Below are 17,972 nucleotides of genomic sequence, written 5' to 3'. Positions count from 1 at the left end.
AATTAGATTTTAATTATCAGAATTTTTTCCTCATAGGGCAATAGCACTGTCAGATAAAATGGCATATTTATCAACGGCTTCATTCAGTGTGGGTGTGGCTTTGAAGCTTATACAGATAGTCAATCCATTTTCTGATCTTATTTCTAATTTACCTTCAAGATCGTCGGTTAATCCCCGAATGAGCTTCAGTCCCAATCCTTCATTACTTTTTTTAGCATAGAAGTCGGTAGGCAAGCCTCTGCCATTGTCGGCAATGGTAAGAATAACTTCATTATTTTCTGATGTTTTACATTCAACCCAAATAGTATTATTGATTTTCTGTTTAGAAAAAGCATACTTGAATGCATTGGTGACTGCTTCGTTTACAATAAGTCCAATGGGTACCGCCTGAGAAACATCTAGTAAGATAGGTTCATAGCTTTGGTTAAAGCTGATATGGTAGTCATCGCTAAAACTTTCGCGCAAATGCTGGATTAACTCTTTAAGGTATTCTTCTATATTGATAGAAGCTACATCAGTTGCCTGATAGAGTTTTTTGTGAATTAAAGACATGGCATACACCCGGTTCTGGCTTTCCCGGATAGCTATTAAAGCATCATTACTCAGATTATGAGCTTGGGATTCCAGCAAACTTAAAACAGTCTGAAGATTATTCTTTACCCGGTGGTGAACCTCTTTTAATAACCATTCTTTTTCTGTAAGCAGATGCTCTTTCTCCGAAAGCAACTGTTGCAACTGCTTATTGGTTTTCTGCTTTATCCGGTATTGATTGTAGAGGAGTCCTATAATGGTACCAAGCAAAAGTATGCTTACTAAAGTAGTGGTTAGAATGATTTTTGATTGCTGGATTTCACTCTGCTGAACCTGAGTTCGTTTGGTTAACAGATCAATGCTTTGTTCTTTTAGTTTAATATCCTGGTCTTTTTTTGCGGTCTCATACTCTAAAGTAAGGGCTTCAATTTGTTTAGTTTTATTCAAATTATATAATGAGTCCTCAATCAACCGATAATGTTGATAATGGTCAATTGCTGAAATGTAGTTGCCTCTGGCTGAGTCGAGTTTAAACCATTGCAGATAATTCCTAGACATAGGTAATGGGGCAGCATCCTTTTTAATTAATTCCTTGTGTACTTTTAAATAATGTTCTGCTTTGCTATACTGTTGAGTTATTAGAAATAATTCAATGGCGTTGCCATAGGTAGAATGATTGGCACGCTGATCTACCCCAGGTTCTTTAACCAGGTCTAGTGTTTTATCGCAAAATTTTTGCGCTTCTATATAATCTTTCTTTGCCATATAAATGGCCAGGTATAATTTATTTATATTCAATTGAATAGGTTTATGCTCAGGCTGTGGATACCTATTTATGGTTTGCCTGATAAGATCAAGCGCTTCATCGGTTCTGCCAAGCGTTATATAGGATCGGATAATATTACTTTGAATCAGGTAAATACTTTTGATATCTTTGTATTTTTCTGCTACTGCATAGGCTTTCAGAAAGTATTGACAGGCCCGCTTATCATCGTTGAGACCAGAGTACGTAAGCCCAATCCTGTTATAAATGGTACACAACTGAATGGTTGTGTCCTTAACTAGTTGGGCAGTCTTTTCCGCCAGTAATCCATACTCCAAGCCTGTTTGATGATCGCCTATATAGGCGTACAGAACACCAATCAGATCGTAAACTCCATGTAAGCGCGTGTAATTAATGGATTGATACAGAGACAGAGATTTTTTCAAAACTAGTATCGCTTGTGGAATACTGTCGTTTATTGCAAGTAAATCTCCCAGCTGCTTTAGTGAATAGGCTTGCTTTTCTATGTTTCCATCCTGTTGGAAACTAATTGCAGCTCGACGTGTAAGATTGATTTTCTCTAGCGACTGCTCAGCATTGTAATGATCAAAATAATATGCATACTCAAGCAGGGATTCACCCAGCACTGACTTTAAATTGTGCTTTTTTGAATAGGATATGGCTTTATTTGCTAACTCTTTTCCTGCCTGTTGCTCGCCTTTTTCCCGGTAGGCCATTGCATAGAGTAAATAAGCATAGGCAATACCTTTTTGGAAAGAGAGCTTTTTGCTAAGTCTTTCAGCTTCTTGAATATAAATAAATGCACTATCAAGATCTGTCTTATTTTCCCCTGGTTTTTCGATAGAAAAACGGCCTACCTTATATAGTAAGGTGATACGATTTGTATCTTGTTTGCTTGTTTTTAACAAGAGCTTTGCTTGCTCAGCTTCCTTTAATGTTATATCCTGTGCATAACAATAGCAATGAATAACAAATAGCAGAAGTATAATTATTCCAGGCCTTTTCATATGATAAGTACTTTAATCAGCTTTTATCTATGAAAGGTACAATGGAGAAGGCATTGTCTAAAATTTAGAGTAATATATACAACAGAAAAGCGGATATAGACAAATATGGAATTAAACTGCTCTGTGTTGGATTGCAAAACTGAAAGCTAAGCTTTGATAGCTTTCAGTTAAAATCTGCCAGACAAGCATTCTGGTTATTTTTTAATGATATCTAACAAGGTGCTGGATACCAGGGATGGTTTGGATAAAAAAGGGCTATGGCCTGTGTTCAATGTATACCGTTTAGTAATATTTGCTGCGTCAGCCATTTTCTTTTGATAATCCGGACTGATTACCCGGTCCTGGGCTGTATGGATATAATATTTATCTACTTTGCCAAAATTTGCACTAGTCAGCGCAAAGGTATAGGTAAATGGAATGGTGGGTTCAGTCCGGTATTTGGCTACTAGCAATTCTTGTGTTTCTTTAGATCCATCCTGACAGAACAAATATACCAATTTATCTGCTTTTACACCTATGGTGAGCAGATCCTCGGAAGGTACCAGTGCAGGGCCTAACTCAGATCCCTGATCCATGCCTTGCAATTTTAGTAAGTCATCCCCGTTTGCAGGAACAAAGGCACCTATATACACTAGTTTTTCTATTTTGTCTGGAATTTTCTCTGCTGTAGCAGTTATTACAGAACCTCCCATGCTATGGCCAACCAGAATTACCTTTGTACCCAACTCTCCAATGAAAGAAGCTACTTTATCCCGGTACATTTCCATGGAAACATTAGCTGGTGATGTTGGGTCATCTCCATGAGCTGGCAATTCTACAGGCACCACCCGGTGACCTTTTTTCTCCAGATCTTCTTTAACTTTTTGCCAGATCCACGCACCTTGCCAGGAGCCATGTACTAGCACAAAGGTTTTAGCAGAACCTGGCACATGATTATCGTCGTCTTTCATGTAGGCAGTAGAAAGAAATAATGCGGCTACGATGAGCAGCAAACTGTTCATTAATTTTTGCATAACAGTGGTAAGTGAGGGGTGAATGAGTTATCCTGAAATAGCAGAGAACACTAGCAGGAGAAGGATATTGAGAGGTAACAGGAATTAATTTTTTTTCTAACTCCTTATTTAGATGGGACAGGTAAATACAAGTTCAGTATTTACCTGCCTGTTTTATTAACCAAGGTATTTTTTCAATTCAGCCGCTGCATGTACAAATAAAGAACGGGTAGCAGGCAGATGGGCTAAGCCATTCAGGAGGCCAAAATCGTGAATCATACCATTGTATTGGATCGTAGTCACTGGTACGCCTGCCAGATCTAATTTGCGGCCATAGGCTTCTCCTTCATCTCGTAGAATATCATTTTGGGCTACTTGAATTAGTGTGGGTGGTAAACCTCTTAGCTCCTCTATAGTGGCCTGCAAAGGCGAAGCGTATTTTTCTTTTCTTTGCTCCAGATCTGGTACATATTGGTCCCACATCCATTTCATCACAGAGGTAGTCAGAAAACGGTCTTCTCCGAATTCCTCATACGAGTTCAATTCAAAATCAGCATTGGTAACCGGCCATAATAAAATTTGCAACTTAATGTCTGGCCCTCCTTTATCTTTGGCCATTAAACAGGTCGCTGCTGTTAAATCTCCTCCGGCACTATTGCCTACTACTGCCATAGTAGTACCATCTACACCTATTTCTGCACCATTTTGGGCTACCCATTTGGTGGCTGCATAAATTTCATGTAACGCTTGTGGATACCTGGCCTCAGGTGAACGGGTATATTCCACAAAAACAGCACAATATCCTGATAATACTACCAGGTCACGTACCATTCGCTTGTGGGTAGGAAAATCGCCTAATACCCAGCCCCCGCCATGCAGGAACATAAATACCGGCAGCACCTCTTTCACTCCTTCCGGACGGATAATAAAAAGTTTCACCGTGTATCCATCGCTGGAAATTGTTTTTTCTGATACCTCGATACCTGATAAGTCTACATTCATAGATGTTTGCGCATTTACCAGCACCATACGGGCATCTGCCGGAGAAAGAGATTCCAGCGGAGGGCCACCAGCAGAATTCAGCATTGTTAAGAATGCTTTGGTGCCTTGATCTAAACGTGGGTCTTCGGCATAGTGTACTACACCTGGCTGGGTTAAAGTGGCTGAACTGTTCATAAATAGATTGTTTGTGTAGGTTGAATAAAAGAAATAATTATACCTTTTGTGAAGCGTATCTGAATGGAGGAACTGATTTAAAGATGGAAGAGAATATTGCCTGCAACAATGTCTATGTGCGGCATTCTATTAGTCATTAGCAGCACTACCCAGCCTTTTAAAAAGTACCGGCTTTTGTATAAGGATAGCACCATAATGTGACGGTAAGGGTAGTGGCTTTGAACCAGGCAGCATACATTTTTTCCACTTTCGACGCCGAGTGACCTTTGCTAGCCAGAAAAGGTTTTATAGTAGCGGTTATAGGTACAATAAAAGCAACTAAATAGCGGAAATGGATAATAGGTTCAGCATCTACTCCATCCGTCTGGTTCTTTTTTACTAAGTGCCGGAGGCCAATTTCATGCTGGTAATTCAGCCAATCCTGATCATAGGCACGAGTACAGGTATCCATAATCCATTTTCCGAAACGCCTTCTAACATTAGCCAGATAATTTGCATCTAAGTTGTTGTTTTTTCCAAAATACCTTGCTAGATGCGGATGGGCACCAACAAAGCCATACCAAACATCCAGCACTGCATCTGTTTGATCTTCTAATATGATACCTGCTAGGCGTAAATACTGAACATCTTCATCAGAGAACAATACGGTCTGTTTTAATAAATCTAAATCGGCTTCAGAAACTGGCGATGGGTCTACTTGTCCGTAAGTATACCCTGGAATTTGCTCTATTTGAGTTTGCATAGGATAGAAAGAATTACATAATAAATTAAAATGGATGTATTAAAATATACAGAAGACATAGATTCCCTCGATACCTACGTAGATATAATAGAAGGCTTTGAATTATATGAGCTCTGAAGTTTTATGCCTGCTACTAAAGCCTGGAGCGTAAGACAAAAGTATAAGTAGGAGTAGGCTTAAACAATGGACAGATAAGAACAAGAGTTGTATATATCAGCTTGACAAAAAGTTGTTTCTTTTCCGTCCTATCTACCTGGCAGTAGACAATCCTGATACCTTTCTACATGTGTAAAGACTATAACAACAAAATAGATACCTTCAAATTAAACCCCTTTCCACTAGCCGCTACTTAATTAAACTTGTTTCAAAATATACAAGGATTGAGAAGATCTAGCCATTGTCCCGCCTGGAATGCAGGAGTACTTTTGTTAAAAGCAATTTGCTTCATTTCTGATAGCATACTCACACTTCACTCTACTTAATTATTATAAAACATGGATAAAATAAAATTGGCTGTTATTTACTACAGCACTACGGGCACAAATTATCAACTGGCACAATGGGCCGCCCAGGGAGGCGAACAAGCAGGAGCCACGGTGCAGCTATTTAAAGTATCAGAACTTGCCTCAGCAGAAGCCATTGCTGCGAACCCTGCCTGGCAAGCCACTGTGGAAAAAACCAGACACATTCCTGAAGTTGCACTGAGTGATCTGGAATGGGCAGACGCTATTATTTTTAGTATGCCTACCCGCTATGGCAATATTCCTGCCCAGATGAAACAGTTCCTAGATTCTACAGGAGGCTTGTGGTTCCAAGGCAAACTAGCTAATAAAGTGGTGAGCGCCATGACTAGTGCCCAGAATCCGCATGGTGGACAGGAATCTACGCTACTTTCCTTATATACTACTATGCATCATTGGGGTGCCATTATTGCAGCTCCCGGCTATACTGATCCGGTAATTTTTGCTGCCGGCGGTAATCCATATGGCGTAAGCGTTTCTGTAGACAGAGAAGGAATGAAAACCGATGTACAAGAAGCTGTTATCCATCAGGCTAGGCGCACTGTCATGATAGCTGGATGGATAAAAAAAGGCTTATCTGCTTAACGTACATAAAGGCCATAGAAAATTACATAAGTAGTGGGTATTGCTCACTTTTAAATGAAATTAGCCCTGTTTTTCTCTTTATTCTTTGTTCTTTGATATGGATACATTTGAAGTAACCCGTTTGTACGCAGATACAAACAGGCATAGTCATTTTGAGAGGTTACTTATTCCGCTGCACTCAGCTGGGAGTATTGGTTTTGTGTCAGAAGCAGAAGAGGTAGAGAGTATTATCTTCCGGAAGGTACTGCCAGAATATGATTATGATTTTCACCAGGCCCCAGCCAAGCAATATATAATCTTACTGGATGGTGAAATAGAAATAGAGACTTCTCAAGGAGAAAAAAGAAATTTTATGCCTGGAGACATTATCTTGGTTGAAGACACAACTGGCAAAGGACATCGGACAAAAAATCTATTGCCTGCTATCAGAAAATCTGTATTTGTCACTTTGAAGTAAATAAAATTATTGAAATATTTGAATCGCTCCTAACCTTACAGGAGTTGATAATTTTTAACCCAAAAGAGGAGTAAAATCTTTATACACTTTCAATACATTCACTAATTCATCTTCTATTTTTAGAAAAATAACTCCTGAGATAATTATATCACTTTGATCTATTCTCTCATAGGTAACTTCCATTTCTACGACCACACTATTTCCTGATTGATAACTATGTAGAATTTCATACTTAATTGCTGTTACCTGTGCAAATAACTGTCTCAAAGTCTCAATCAAGTTCTGTTTATATTTACCTTTTGCTATACACCCTAACGTATATTCTATATCATCTGCCAAATAGGAAGTAAATTCTGCTATATCTAAAGCATTTAGCTTTTTGTATGTATCAGTCAAAACTTGTTGAAGATCTAAAGACTGATATAATTGAGCCTGGAAAGTATAAATGGAAACAGAAATCATATAAGTAATAGTTGAAAATTTTTTCAGGCAGATAGATTTGGGTATATCAGAAAGTAAACAGATCCAAAACTGTCTATACTTTATCTATAACTGCTGCTGGCTTAGACTTCTTTCGCAAAGGCTCACTATCTTTCAGTTTCACCTCTACGCGCAACGCTTTTAGGCCCTGTACTCCTTGTAGGTCTTCTACCTCTAAATTTTCTACGGATTCCCCTAACATCCCATTTTCCTGCAAATACTCTATGTATTCGTAGTATTCGCTTGCTTCTTTAAACTGGGAGTAGATAATGACTATCTTACCCGGCTGTGTAAGTCTTTCCTTGGTATCTTTAACTAAAGCCTTATCAATACGTTTTTTCAGTATTTCATAGCGGATATTATAGGCCCCATCTACATCAAAATGCCGCTCATCCAATCGGAAACGAATAGATAAAGGAAGTGAATGGACTAATATAAGCCCGGTAGTTTCCAATGGAATTTTTAATTGTGGTTGTAAGGCTTTTGCTCTTCTAGTCATCTCACATAAGGTCATCAGCTGCCACAAGCGGAGGTTTTTTAGATAAATCGAGCTATACTCCTGGTTCTGTACTAAGGAAGCACCCACATAAATGGTATATTCAATGCCATCTGTTTTATACTTTTCGAAATAATGAGGAAACATTTGTTGTGCTCGTTGTTCTTCGTCTTCAAGGTAAATTGATAATGCATCGTTAATCTGCATAAGGCTTTCTTCAAAATCCTTTCTCTTATCATATAACATTCCTAATTCAACATCCAAAGCACTCCAGTAAATCTGCAGGTCAGGCTTTAGCTCTTGATTAACCGAAGCTATATGTCTGAATACTGGTTCTATTTCTCTTTTGAAGAAGTCATTGGTACTAATTTCAGCATCAGACAGCAGACCGCTCTCCATACCTTTAATATATTTGTGTGTTTTGTGTAAGAGCTTGGCGTAAATAGGGAAAGGATATAGTTGGTAAACTTTATTTATCACATCATTAGCCAGTCGTAACTGAGAAAGTAAATCCTGCCTAATTGCACGATTGCGTTCAATTGAAGAGTTTCGGATGTCCGCTGCGGCATACAGTGGGTATATCTGCGTAAAAACAATTGGTTCAATCTCCAATGCTTCTCCCTTATACTGCTTATCCAATAAATTAATGGCTGCTTCTTTAAATCGCCACTCGACAGATGGATGAATGGCGGTGAATTTTTCTTTAATAATTGCATCAATCCTATTTTCTTCTTGATCATTATGCCATTGTAAAGCCAGTGCAAACAAAGGCAAGACTTCTTCTATTCTGCTGAAGACCATATTACTTAGGTCAGTAGGTTGAGGAAAAGCTAGTTCCAGTACACCTATTATCTCCTCTTCAAGATATAGGGGTATGCAGACTATACTCCCTACATTTTGTTCTTTTAATGCCTCCATTATAACTCCAGGTAAGGTGGAAACCTCTACATTTTCTATAAAAAGAGGTGCACCATTGGTCACTAACTCCTCATAAAATTTAGCTACTTGAGCGGCACAAGTCATACCTTTTGTAGGAGGTGAGGTAAAGCTGCGGGTGATTTTACACCCAGACTTCCAATAGGTATTACCACTTTTCTGCATGGCGCTGATACCCAGAAGCAAATCTGCTCGTTGCAGCAATGTTCGCAGATGATTTTGCAACAGGTTGAACTTTTGTGGTGAAGTGAGAGAGCCATTATCAAGCAGGCTATATTTTAAAGCAGACAAGGTTTCTCCTTCCGTAACATCAACTAGGTTTAATAAAATAAATCCTTCCAGTTCAAAATGCTTAGGGGGGATAAATTGCATCCATAAGTCCAGGTCATGAAAGTTATGAAGCAAACGCTTCAACTCTTCAGATGAGAGAAAGGGTAGTTCATCCACCTTATTCACTTCTACAAAATCTGTATTAAGGTAAATTTTATAATACCTGTTTAAATTTGTCTGCTCATCTTTGAGAACAAAGGGCAAGGTAGTTGGCTCATTTACCTCTCTATTATAAAATTTTTTTAGAATCAATACATAGACGTAAAATATCCGATGGTACAAAATCTGACTTTCGTCTAACTCTGGTGGATAATGGATTTGACTGGTTCCTTTCAGAAGGCTGGATCTAAATAAGGGTGTTGCATAGAAGCAAGATTTTTCAAAGGGTGTAAATGCACCGCCCATTCCTTTATCCCTACTTGCCCAGGGAAATAAGGCACTCATCAGCATCTCAATAAGAGGCTGATGCAGTTCTAGTATTTTCTCATTCCTGATTTTCTGCAACAGCTCCGGTACCTGGGACAAGTTTGACAACAGATTCTCTTTCAGGTTTGCCAGCAAAGGATTAGTATCATCTATTTTTTCTTTCCAATAGCCAATCAGCGGTGATAAAGACAGAGATGCTTTAAAAGGAAAATAATCTATCGTAAGTTTCGTACACTGTTTTATCATAGATAGGCTAGTTTAAAAGGGTTAATAGACTGTGTTAAAACCTTTATACATCTCCTCTTACCGGCTATTATCTTTGTAATAATTCAAAAAGTCATTAAGTATTTCCTGCTCGTCTTCTGTGGAGTTTACTGATGAATTTTCTTTCTTCAACTTATCTTGTGCAGCATAAACCATTTGTTTTTCTGGCTTTTTATCAGTCTCAGTTTTTAGCTTCCGATGTTCCTCCATACTCTTAAGGACCTCATGGAGAAGCTGAGCTAACGTTTTCATGGCATGTTGATTAAATTATTTCCAGTGTTAGTAAAGTCTGTAATACGCTTCCATTAATAGACAACTGCTTACAGATTAGTCAAACCATTAAAATCCAATCATCAGATGGTATTCATAAGAGAAAATGATGTAACCTACTTCTTTGATATATGCTCCCTTGAATTTTTCGGCGCATAATGGGATAATGGCTGGAATACAGTAAAATTTCGTCATTTACCGAATTAAAGACATGAGTTCAATAACTCTAGAGGTTGTGCTCTTAAATTGGGACAAATCTGATCAAAACATTCATCTGTTTGCAGGCTATATCTGGTTAGAGGTAATGAGATACAGAATGAAATGCATACGAGCCGGAACGTTTTTTACTCAACTATTTCAGATTGATTGCATGGTAAATAGAACCCCTTCAATATATAGCTATACGAATATCTTACTTTAGCCTGATTAAAAGAATGGCCATATTCCTGGTTCTGTTGTATAAATCATCACAGATCTAATGAAAAAGCATAATAGGAAAACAAAGCATTTTAATAGTTTCCATTTTTGAAGGTAGTAAAGTTCATCCCTGAATTGTTTTTGAAGAACTTACTAAAATGGGCATAATCCGAAAATCCTAACTCATAGGCTACCTCCTTCATACTTAACCCTGAATACATAGCCTGTCGCTTTGCTTCCAAAATGATGTGCTGCTGTATATGGTAACTTGCCGGAAATCCCGATATCTTTTTTACAATCCGGTTAAGGTAGTTGGGCGTAACACATAACTCTTTGGCATAGTCTGCCACCATTCGTTTGGTGGTATAATGCATTTTAAGCAAAGACATAAACTTATCGGCAATTTGTTTATCTTTCTCTGGTACATTTATATAGGCCCGCTTTTCTGCTTTTCTGGAAAGATAAATGAGAAATACTTTCAGCAATCCTTTTAAAATCTCTGTCCGTAACATAAAAAAGTTAGTCAACTCTTTGAGCATCTTCATCAGTATGTCTTCTAATTCGTACTGTATCTCCTTATCAACCTGAATAATCTGTAGTTTCTGGCCGAAGTTATTTTGCAGAGTTAATAATGAAAAATCATGTTTATTTTCTGCCAGGTATACAAACTCTGCTACTATGGAAATATAGTACCCTTCCAACTTACCAGTAGTTGAGAACTGACGCAATTGGCCTGGACAAAGGAAAAGAATGGTGTTGTTCCCAACCACATATTCCTGACAATCAACTTCTAATTTACCTATGCCTTTCATTACCCAAATTATTTCAAAACAAGTACTACGGGCAGGGTTATAGAATTGGGGAGCTTGGTTTTGCTCGATCCATTGCAGTGTGTGAATTTCTATCTGATTACCTGTTTGGGGATTTCTTTTTGTCATCCGCGCATCATAACTAGCTAATTCATTCGTGTTAGCGTGTTGAACATCTGGTGTCATAGGGAAAGATGGTTAAAGGTGGTTGTTTTCATAAGATTTGATTACAAGGTTCATCTATCGAACAGAAAAATTGACTTATATTGATTTTTAGCAATTACTTGCCATTCTGTAAGTAGAAGTAGTACTTTCTATTGAAGAAAACTGGAATGCTCAGTGAACTTAGGCAACTGAATGTTTATATTGTGATTTGCAATTGCCGTACCATTAGATAATATTTTGATAATCAACAATTTATGTTTTTTAATTCAAATATAAATTGTTGATATTTCAACAATTAGCGAAAGTATTAGTGGGATTTAACTAGTTATCTTTCTCATTTAATTTTGCTAAGAGCCTGCAGTAGCTCTAGCTAACAAGCTTCATAGTAAAGTATTTTTATAGACAGAAAATAGCTGAAAGAAAACTATAAGCTTTCAAAATACTATGATATGTTTCTGGATTTGATATATACAATATTTGTCATCATTTCACCATTGTCTTTCCTCTGCTAAAGCGATAGTTTTGATTTAAAAAAAGGTAGACAAATTCCCTTCTTACTAAACATAGTAATCTCAGCAAAGTCAGTCCTATTGTTAATTGCGATTAATTAGTATGAATGTTTTATAGCTAATTATGGAAACAGATTTTGATATTGTAGTAATTGGTTCAGGACCTGGAGGTTATACAGCAGCCATCCGAGCTGCCCAATTAGGATATAAAACAGCTATTATTGAGAAATACCATACGCTTGGAGGAACCTGCACCAATGTTGGCTGTATTCCTGCAAAAGCCTTACTCGACAGCACCGAGCATTATCATCAGGCATTATCTAAGTTCCAGTTACATGGTATTCAATTGAGTGAGCTGCATATAAATTTTACTCAACTAATCAATCGCAAGGAGCAAGTAGTAAAGCAAAATACATCCGGTTTAGATTACCTGATGAAAAAGAATAATATCCAGGTGGTAAGGGGAGTGGCTTCCTTTCAAAGCAATAAACAAGTTAAAGTAACTGGAGAGAATAATTCGGAAACAACTTTATCAAGTAAATACTTCATTATTGCTACCGGCTCTAAACCAGCTACTATCAGAGGGGTTGCCTTAGACAAAAAAAGAATTATTTCTTCTACAGAAGCACTTTCTCTAAAAACAAAACCAGATAGTATAATCATTATTGGAGGTGGGGTGATAGGCGTGGAAATGGCCTCTATTTACGCCCGTATCGGTGTAGCCGTAACAATCATCGAATACATGGATAGTCTCATTCCTTCCATGGACAGAGAGCTGGGAAAAGAATTAAAGAAGATACTAGCTAAAACTGGTGTTACTATTCTTCTAACTCATAAAGTGCAATCGGTAGTAAATAATGGCAACCATGTCGTTGTGAACTATCTGGATACAACAGATACACCTTATGAAACCAGAGCTGATTATTGTTTGGTAGCCGTAGGCAGGAATCCGTATACGAAAGGACTAGGATTAGAGAATACGCAGATTGAACTGGATGAGAAAGGCAGAATCAAAACAGACAAACAACTACGTACGGCAGAGGAAAATATTTATGCCATAGGTGATGTAATTAACGGGCCAATGCTGGCACACAAGGCAGAAGAAGATGCTGTTTTTGTGGCTGAAACGATAAACGGACAAAAACCACACCTCAATTATTTGCTTGTTCCTAATGTAGTGTATACCTGGCCGGAAGTAGCTTCTGTAGGCTACACGGAAGAAGAATTAAAAAAGGACAATATAGCTTATAGGGTCGGAAAATTTCCTTTTCAGGCAAGTGGCAGGGCAAGGGCTGCTATGGATACTGAGGGCTTTGTAAAAGTACTTTCAGAACCAAAATACGGAGAGTTGCTGGGAGTTCACATCATAGGTCCCAGGGCTGCTGATTTGATCGCACAGCCAGTAACCGGCATGCATTATGAAATTACAGATGAAGATATGTTCCGGATGTCTTATGCGCACCCCACGTATGCAGAAGCAATTAAAGAAGCTTGTCTGATAGCATCCGGACAGGGCTCCATAAATATATAATGCATCTATTCTAGTTAGTTTATTAACCACCTAGCATTTCAATACCCCTATGAATAAAATATTAGGTATTCACCACATCACAGCGATTGCAGGGAATGCCAAGCGCAACTTTGATTTCTACACAAACGTGTTGGGTTTACGTTTTATTAAGAAAACGGTCAATTTTGATGATCCCTATACGTATCATTTTTATTTTGGAGATGAAGTAGGCTCAGCAGGCACTATTCTTACTTTTTTCCCTTGGGAAGGCGTCACAGCTGGGAGGAGAGGTGCAGGGATGGCAACTGAGATTGGCTATTCGGTTCCTGAAGGGAGTTTTGATTTCTGGTTGAAACGATTTGAGCATTATAAAGTGGTTTATTTAAAACCATCCGAAAAGTTTAATGAGTCATATTTAACGTTTTTTGATCCTGATGGATTAAAACTAGAGCTGATTGTATCCAAAGTACCAGACAGACGCGCACCTTGGGAAACAGCAGAGGTGAAAGCTGACGTAGCTACCAAAGGCTTTCATAACATAACCTTAACGCTTAAAAACGTAAAGCCTACAGCTGACATCCTTACAGATATCTTTGGATATAAACAAATAGAGCAACAGGCAAACCGGTACCGCTTCGCCACGCAAGCTATTGAAAATGCAGCCATTGTAGATTTAGTAGAATTGCCTGCAGAGAAGAATGGGATGGGTGCCGGAGGAACTGTTCATCATGTAGCTTTCCGGGTGAAAGACGATGCTACTCAAATGCATTTCAGGCACCTAATTGTAGAGAAAGGAATTCAGATTACTTCGCAAATAGACCGTAATTATTTTCACTCTTTGTATTTCCGTGAACCTGGCGGTGTGTTATTTGAAATAGCTACAGACAATCCTGGTTTCATGGTGGATGAATCTCTGGAAGATTTAGGAAAAAATCTAAAGTTACCTGCTCAGTACGAAGCAAGAAGAATGGAAATTGAAAGTCATCTGCCAACACTATAAATAGTACGGTACTTTCCCTCATAGGTATTAGCCTTCTGATTCTTTCTTCTCCTGAAAAAAAGGCACTCTTACAGTATTCATAAAAATTTAAATAGGTCATGAAATCGCACACCTTTACACAAGAGCCTGTTGTTGATGCCATTATGGCAAGAACACAATACATTGAATCCAAAAACAGAAAAATGGCGTACCGTTCTATTGGCGAAGGAAAACCCCTGATTCTTTGTAACCGCTTCCGGGGAAACTTAGATTCATGGGACCCTGGCTTTCTGGATGCTCTGGCCAAAAAGTATAAGGTAATTATTTTCGACTGGACTGGATTTGGTTCTTCAACAGGAGTGCCACCAACCACAATGCTAGAGTTTGCTACGGATGTAAAAGATCTCATGGAAGCTTTACATTTAAAAAAAGTAAGTATCATAGGATGGTCTTTTGGTGGGATGGTCGCACAGACAGTCATCACTCAGTTTCCGGATCTGGTTTCTCATGCGATACTGATTTGTACTAATCCTCCTGGAAAAAATGCCTATCCTATGGAAGAGATATTCTATGAAACGGCATGGAAGCCCTTTAATGATCTGGAAGATGAAATAGTGTTGTTTTTTGAGCCGGCCTCTCAAATGAGTAGAGAAGCGGCCAAAAGAAGTCATAAAAGAATGGCCAAAAGAACAGTAGACGTTGATGTACGCATAGAAGAAAACCTCTGGAATAATTATAGCAAAGGCGTAAAAGAATATATAGAAGACATTTATCAGGCGAGAGAAAAGCTGAGTACTACCCAGATTCCAATATTAATAATTACTGCTGACCATGAAATTTGCTTTCCGCCACAAAACTGGTATGCATTAACAAGGTATCTTCCTACTGCCCAACTAATAGTTTTACCACAGGCCGGGCATGGTGCTCACCATCAATATCCCAAACTTACTGCAAGGTATATCGCTAACTTTATCAAGCATACAAAATGAGATTACATACTAAAAGGGCCTACAAATAGTAAATTACCTACATACATCAAATCAATTAATACTATCTGCTAGTAGCTAAGGAAAAAGCACATGCCGTATATCGGACTGTATATAAAATCTGCATTCATTTATTCGTAAAAGCTGTATTAAATGAACATTACCATCACGCATATTGACACGGCTTGTGTGCTGTTAGATATTAACGGATTTAGAATCTTAACTGATCCAACCTTGGATACTGCCGGGAAGCTATATTACCATGGATCGGGTACTTTTTCCAGAAAGACAGAAAATCCGGCTCTACCATTGGAACAACTCCCTACCATTGATCTGGTTTTGTTAAGCCATCATCAGCATAAAGATAACTTTGATCATAGAGGCCAGGAATTTACTAAAACTGTACCAATAGTAATTTCTACTAAGCCAGCCGCTAAGGCCATACCAGGTGTTATTGGACTTGACAATTGGGAAAGTTATACCATCCACACGCAAGCAGTGACAAATTTGACCATTACCGCAACACCTGCTCAGCATCACCCCTGGTGGGTTCCGGAATTTCTTGCCGGAAAAGTAATCGGCTTTATACTATCCTTTGAAGAACAGCAAAAAGGGGTGATTTATATTTCCGGTGACACAGTGTATTTTAAGGGTATTGAAGAAGTAGGAGAACGTTATAAAATTGATATTGGCATTTTTCATATGGGGTCGGTGCAGTTCCGCTACCTTACCGGGTTCGGGCAGTATACCATGGATAGCCATGATCTGCTGAAAGCTGTAAAAGTGCTCAATTTAAACAGCATTATTCCTATTCACCACAAAGGCTGGACACATTTTAAGGAAACAGAAAACAAACTCAAACAAGTGATTGCCGGCAATGAACAGCTACGCAGTAAAACCCTGTTTCTAAAATCCGGAATCCAGACGCGGCTTTGGTAAATCCATATCTACGTGAATCAGTCAAAACCCAAAAGATGCTATCCTACAATTTATGGAATTAAACAATATGTGATAATATGTACAAGTGTAAGTGCTGTTTATCTATTGAACCTGGGGGTAAAAAAAATTAGATTTGTTTCAGCTAACAAGCATACTGTTTACCAAATGCTACTGCACATAAATGCGTATCCACTAACCTTCTAATCACTTTGTTATGCAAACCATACAATCAAAAACCATCCTGTTTGTTACCGGTGCTTTTGTAAGCAATAATTGCTGGGACGAATGGAAACCTTACTTCGAAAGTAAAGGCTACACTACCTATGCACCACCCTGGCCATATAAAGATGCGCCAGCTGCTGAGCTCAGAAGACGGCATCCCAACGGACCGCTTGCTACTCTGCGGTTAAAACAACTCGTGGACCACTATGCCAAATTTGCCAAGATGTTGCCTGAAAAACCAATTATTATCGGGCATTCCTTAGGTGGATTGATCACTCAGATTTTAATAAACCGCGACTTAGGTGCAGCTGGGGCGGTGCTACACCCGGTTCCTCCACAAGGGGTATTTCCTTACGAGTTTTCATTTTTGAAAGCGGGATGGAAAGCATTGGGTTTGTTTACATCCACCAAAAAAACGTATCTTATGTCTTTAGCTGACTGGCAATATGCCTTTACCAATGGCATGTCACTGGCTGACCAAAAAGCGTCCTACGAAAAAATTACAGTGCCGGAATCAAAAATGGTGGCCAGGGATGGATTGACTAATGCAGCCTATGTTGATTTTGATAAACCACATGCCCCCCTCTTGATCATTGCCGGCAGTGCTGACCACATTATGCCTGCTCATTTGAGCCGCCGCATTTTCAACCGGTATAACAAACAGAATGGATCTGTTATCGAATACAAAGAATATCCAGGCATTAACCATTATGTATTGGGTCTTCCTACCTGGAAAACTCAGGCCAATTATATTCTGGATTGGATCGCAAAGCTAAGTATAGATCAACCCCTGAAAGAGTATATAAGGTATAACTGATTAAGCTCATTATTAATGAAGGTAAATCCGTTTTTGCTGCTTCTACCACTACATTCTTATTATTCATGAAACGCCATGCTACCGCCACATGGAGTGGCTCAGGCAAAGATGGGTATGGCCATATCAGTACCCAAAGCAGAACTTTAGAACAAGTCTCTTTTACATTTAACAGCCGATTTTCCGATGTAGCTGGCACAAATCCTGAGGAACTGGTGGCAGCAGCACATGCCAGTTGTTTTACCATGAAACTTAGCTTTGTGTTAAATGAAGCAGGCTTTACAGCAGCGTCCTTGGAATCTACCTGTTACATCACCTTTGAAAATGCAGTAATTACAGAGTCACACCTGATAGTAAAAGCCAAAGTCGCCGGGATTTCACAGGAAACTTTTAATGCCTGTATTAAAGAAACAGAGCTATATGGACCTGTCAGCCGGATGTTAAATGTCAGAATTCTTATAGAAGCAAGCCTGGAAAAATAAGTAGTTAATTATTCGGGAGACTTACGGGCAAAAGCAGATAAGGTATTTCTATGCTGCTTGTGTGATTTCGTTGCTGATCCATTACTTTATTATAAGCACAACTAAAATATACATTTCTTGTCCAGATATGTAAAATTCCGGGG

At 38.6% G+C, this 17,972-nt stretch carries 16 protein-coding genes; 8 read left to right on the top strand and 8 right to left on the bottom strand.

Annotation, left to right across the window (positions count from 1 at the left end; genetic code table 11):
- Nucleotides 1-30 precede the first annotated feature (30 nt).
- The 4 genes from Q0590_RS25800 to Q0590_RS25785 all read right to left on the bottom strand — a co-directional run bounded on the left by Q0590_RS25800 (nt 31) and on the right by Q0590_RS25785 (nt 5,232).
- Complete coding sequence (locus Q0590_RS25800) at nt 31-2,322, bottom strand: histidine kinase dimerization/phosphoacceptor domain -containing protein (protein ID WP_302040519.1); 2,292 nt, start codon at nt 2,320-2,322, stop codon at nt 31-33.
- A gap of 194 nt (nt 2,323-2,516) precedes the next feature.
- The gene (locus Q0590_RS25795; RefSeq protein ID WP_302040518.1) at nt 2,517-3,335 is read right to left on the bottom strand and encodes an alpha/beta fold hydrolase; all 819 of its coding nucleotides are present in this window, start codon (nt 3,333-3,335) and stop codon (nt 2,517-2,519) included.
- A 156-nt stretch (nt 3,336-3,491) separates the two neighbouring features.
- Nucleotides 3,492-4,490 carry an alpha/beta hydrolase gene (locus tag Q0590_RS25790; RefSeq protein WP_302040517.1) on the bottom strand — a complete coding sequence of 333 codons (999 nt, stop codon included), beginning with the start codon at nt 4,488-4,490 and terminating at the stop codon, nt 3,492-3,494.
- Between the two features lie 157 nt (nt 4,491-4,647).
- Complete coding sequence (locus tag Q0590_RS25785) at nt 4,648-5,232, bottom strand: protoglobin domain-containing protein (protein ID WP_302040516.1); 585 nt, start codon at nt 5,230-5,232, stop codon at nt 4,648-4,650.
- A 494-nt stretch (nt 5,233-5,726) separates the two neighbouring features.
- On the opposite strand from Q0590_RS25785, the gene wrbA reads away from it, so the two are divergent.
- Complete coding sequence (gene wrbA / locus Q0590_RS25780; protein WP_302040515.1) at nt 5,727-6,338, top strand: NAD(P)H:quinone oxidoreductase; 612 nt, start codon at nt 5,727-5,729, stop codon at nt 6,336-6,338.
- Between the two features lie 97 nt (nt 6,339-6,435).
- Nucleotides 6,436-6,795, top strand: a complete 360-nt coding sequence (locus tag Q0590_RS25775; protein WP_302040514.1) for a cupin domain-containing protein — start codon at nt 6,436-6,438, stop codon at nt 6,793-6,795.
- A 54-nt stretch (nt 6,796-6,849) separates the two neighbouring features.
- Here Q0590_RS25775 and Q0590_RS25770 read toward each other — a convergent pair whose 3' ends face one another.
- The 4 genes from Q0590_RS25770 to Q0590_RS25755 form a co-directional block, all read right to left on the bottom strand.
- Nucleotides 6,850-7,257 (bottom strand): nuclear transport factor 2 family protein, encoded by a 408-nt coding sequence (locus tag Q0590_RS25770; RefSeq protein ID WP_302040513.1) that lies wholly within the window; start codon nt 7,255-7,257, stop codon nt 6,850-6,852.
- 73 nt (nt 7,258-7,330) lie between these two features.
- Nucleotides 7,331-9,709, bottom strand: a complete 2,379-nt coding sequence (locus tag Q0590_RS25765) for a GAF domain-containing protein (RefSeq protein WP_302040512.1) — start codon at nt 9,707-9,709, stop codon at nt 7,331-7,333.
- Nucleotides 9,710-9,766: 57 nt separating this feature from the next.
- A complete protein-coding gene (locus tag Q0590_RS25760; RefSeq protein ID WP_302040511.1) occupies nt 9,767-9,979 on the bottom strand; it encodes a hypothetical protein in 213 nt (70 codons plus the stop codon).
- A 527-nt stretch (nt 9,980-10,506) separates the two neighbouring features.
- Nucleotides 10,507-11,409: a helix-turn-helix domain-containing protein gene (locus Q0590_RS25755; RefSeq protein ID WP_302040510.1), complete on the bottom strand. Its 903-nt coding sequence runs from the start codon at nt 11,407-11,409 to the stop codon at nt 10,507-10,509.
- 612 nt (nt 11,410-12,021) lie between these two features.
- Here Q0590_RS25755 and lpdA point away from each other — a divergent pair.
- From lpdA to Q0590_RS25725, 6 genes are all read left to right on the top strand, one after another.
- Entirely contained in the window at nt 12,022-13,428 is a 1,407-nt protein-coding gene (gene lpdA, locus Q0590_RS25750) for a dihydrolipoyl dehydrogenase (protein ID WP_302040509.1), read from the top strand.
- A gap of 49 nt (nt 13,429-13,477) precedes the next feature.
- Nucleotides 13,478-14,407, top strand: coding sequence for a ring-cleaving dioxygenase (locus Q0590_RS25745; protein ID WP_302040508.1), 930 nt, complete (start codon nt 13,478-13,480; stop codon nt 14,405-14,407).
- Between the two features lie 98 nt (nt 14,408-14,505).
- The gene (locus Q0590_RS25740) at nt 14,506-15,375 is read left to right on the top strand and encodes an alpha/beta fold hydrolase (RefSeq protein WP_302040507.1); all 870 of its coding nucleotides are present in this window, start codon (nt 14,506-14,508) and stop codon (nt 15,373-15,375) included.
- A 150-nt stretch (nt 15,376-15,525) separates the two neighbouring features.
- Nucleotides 15,526-16,311: an MBL fold metallo-hydrolase gene (locus tag Q0590_RS25735; protein WP_302040506.1), complete on the top strand. Its 786-nt coding sequence runs from the start codon at nt 15,526-15,528 to the stop codon at nt 16,309-16,311.
- Between the two features lie 214 nt (nt 16,312-16,525).
- Nucleotides 16,526-17,350, top strand: a complete 825-nt coding sequence (locus Q0590_RS25730) for an alpha/beta hydrolase (RefSeq protein WP_302040505.1) — start codon at nt 16,526-16,528, stop codon at nt 17,348-17,350.
- 65 nt (nt 17,351-17,415) lie between these two features.
- Nucleotides 17,416-17,829, top strand: a complete 414-nt coding sequence (locus Q0590_RS25725) for an OsmC family peroxiredoxin (RefSeq protein ID WP_302040504.1) — start codon at nt 17,416-17,418, stop codon at nt 17,827-17,829.
- Nucleotides 17,830-17,972: the final 143 nt, after the last annotated feature.

Source organism: Rhodocytophaga aerolata (assembly GCF_030503435.1).
Classification (GTDB): domain Bacteria; phylum Bacteroidota; class Bacteroidia; order Cytophagales; family 172606-1; genus Rhodocytophaga; species Rhodocytophaga aerolata.
The sequence above is the reverse complement of the archived record's forward strand: the minus strand, read 5'-3'. Positions and strand labels throughout refer to the sequence as shown.

Coding starts and splice junctions, on each gene's coding strand:
- Q0590_RS25790 (WP_302040517.1), bottom strand. CDS start 4,490: ATGAACAGTTCAGCCACTTTAACCCAGCCAGGTGTAGTACACTATGCC.
- Q0590_RS25775 (WP_302040514.1), top strand. CDS start 6,436: ATGGATACATTTGAAGTAACCCGTTTGTACGCAGATACAAACAGGCAT.
- Q0590_RS25725 (WP_302040504.1), top strand. CDS start 17,416: ATGAAACGCCATGCTACCGCCACATGGAGTGGCTCAGGCAAAGATGGG.
- Q0590_RS25800 (WP_302040519.1), bottom strand. CDS start 2,322: ATGAAAAGGCCTGGAATAATTATACTTCTGCTATTTGTTATTCATTGC.
- Q0590_RS25745 (WP_302040508.1), top strand. CDS start 13,478: ATGAATAAAATATTAGGTATTCACCACATCACAGCGATTGCAGGGAAT.
- lpdA (WP_302040509.1), top strand. CDS start 12,022: ATGGAAACAGATTTTGATATTGTAGTAATTGGTTCAGGACCTGGAGGT.
- Q0590_RS25765 (WP_302040512.1), bottom strand. CDS start 9,709: ATGATAAAACAGTGTACGAAACTTACGATAGATTATTTTCCTTTTAAA.
- Q0590_RS25795 (WP_302040518.1), bottom strand. CDS start 3,335: ATGCAAAAATTAATGAACAGTTTGCTGCTCATCGTAGCCGCATTATTT.
- Q0590_RS25770 (WP_302040513.1), bottom strand. CDS start 7,257: ATGATTTCTGTTTCCATTTATACTTTCCAGGCTCAATTATATCAGTCT.
- Q0590_RS25755 (WP_302040510.1), bottom strand. CDS start 11,409: ATGACACCAGATGTTCAACACGCTAACACGAATGAATTAGCTAGTTAT.
- Q0590_RS25730 (WP_302040505.1), top strand. CDS start 16,526: ATGCAAACCATACAATCAAAAACCATCCTGTTTGTTACCGGTGCTTTT.
- wrbA (WP_302040515.1), top strand. CDS start 5,727: ATGGATAAAATAAAATTGGCTGTTATTTACTACAGCACTACGGGCACA.
- Q0590_RS25760 (WP_302040511.1), bottom strand. CDS start 9,979: ATGAAAACGTTAGCTCAGCTTCTCCATGAGGTCCTTAAGAGTATGGAG.
- Q0590_RS25785 (WP_302040516.1), bottom strand. CDS start 5,232: ATGCAAACTCAAATAGAGCAAATTCCAGGGTATACTTACGGACAAGTA.
- Q0590_RS25740 (WP_302040507.1), top strand. CDS start 14,506: ATGAAATCGCACACCTTTACACAAGAGCCTGTTGTTGATGCCATTATG.
- Q0590_RS25735 (WP_302040506.1), top strand. CDS start 15,526: ATGAACATTACCATCACGCATATTGACACGGCTTGTGTGCTGTTAGAT.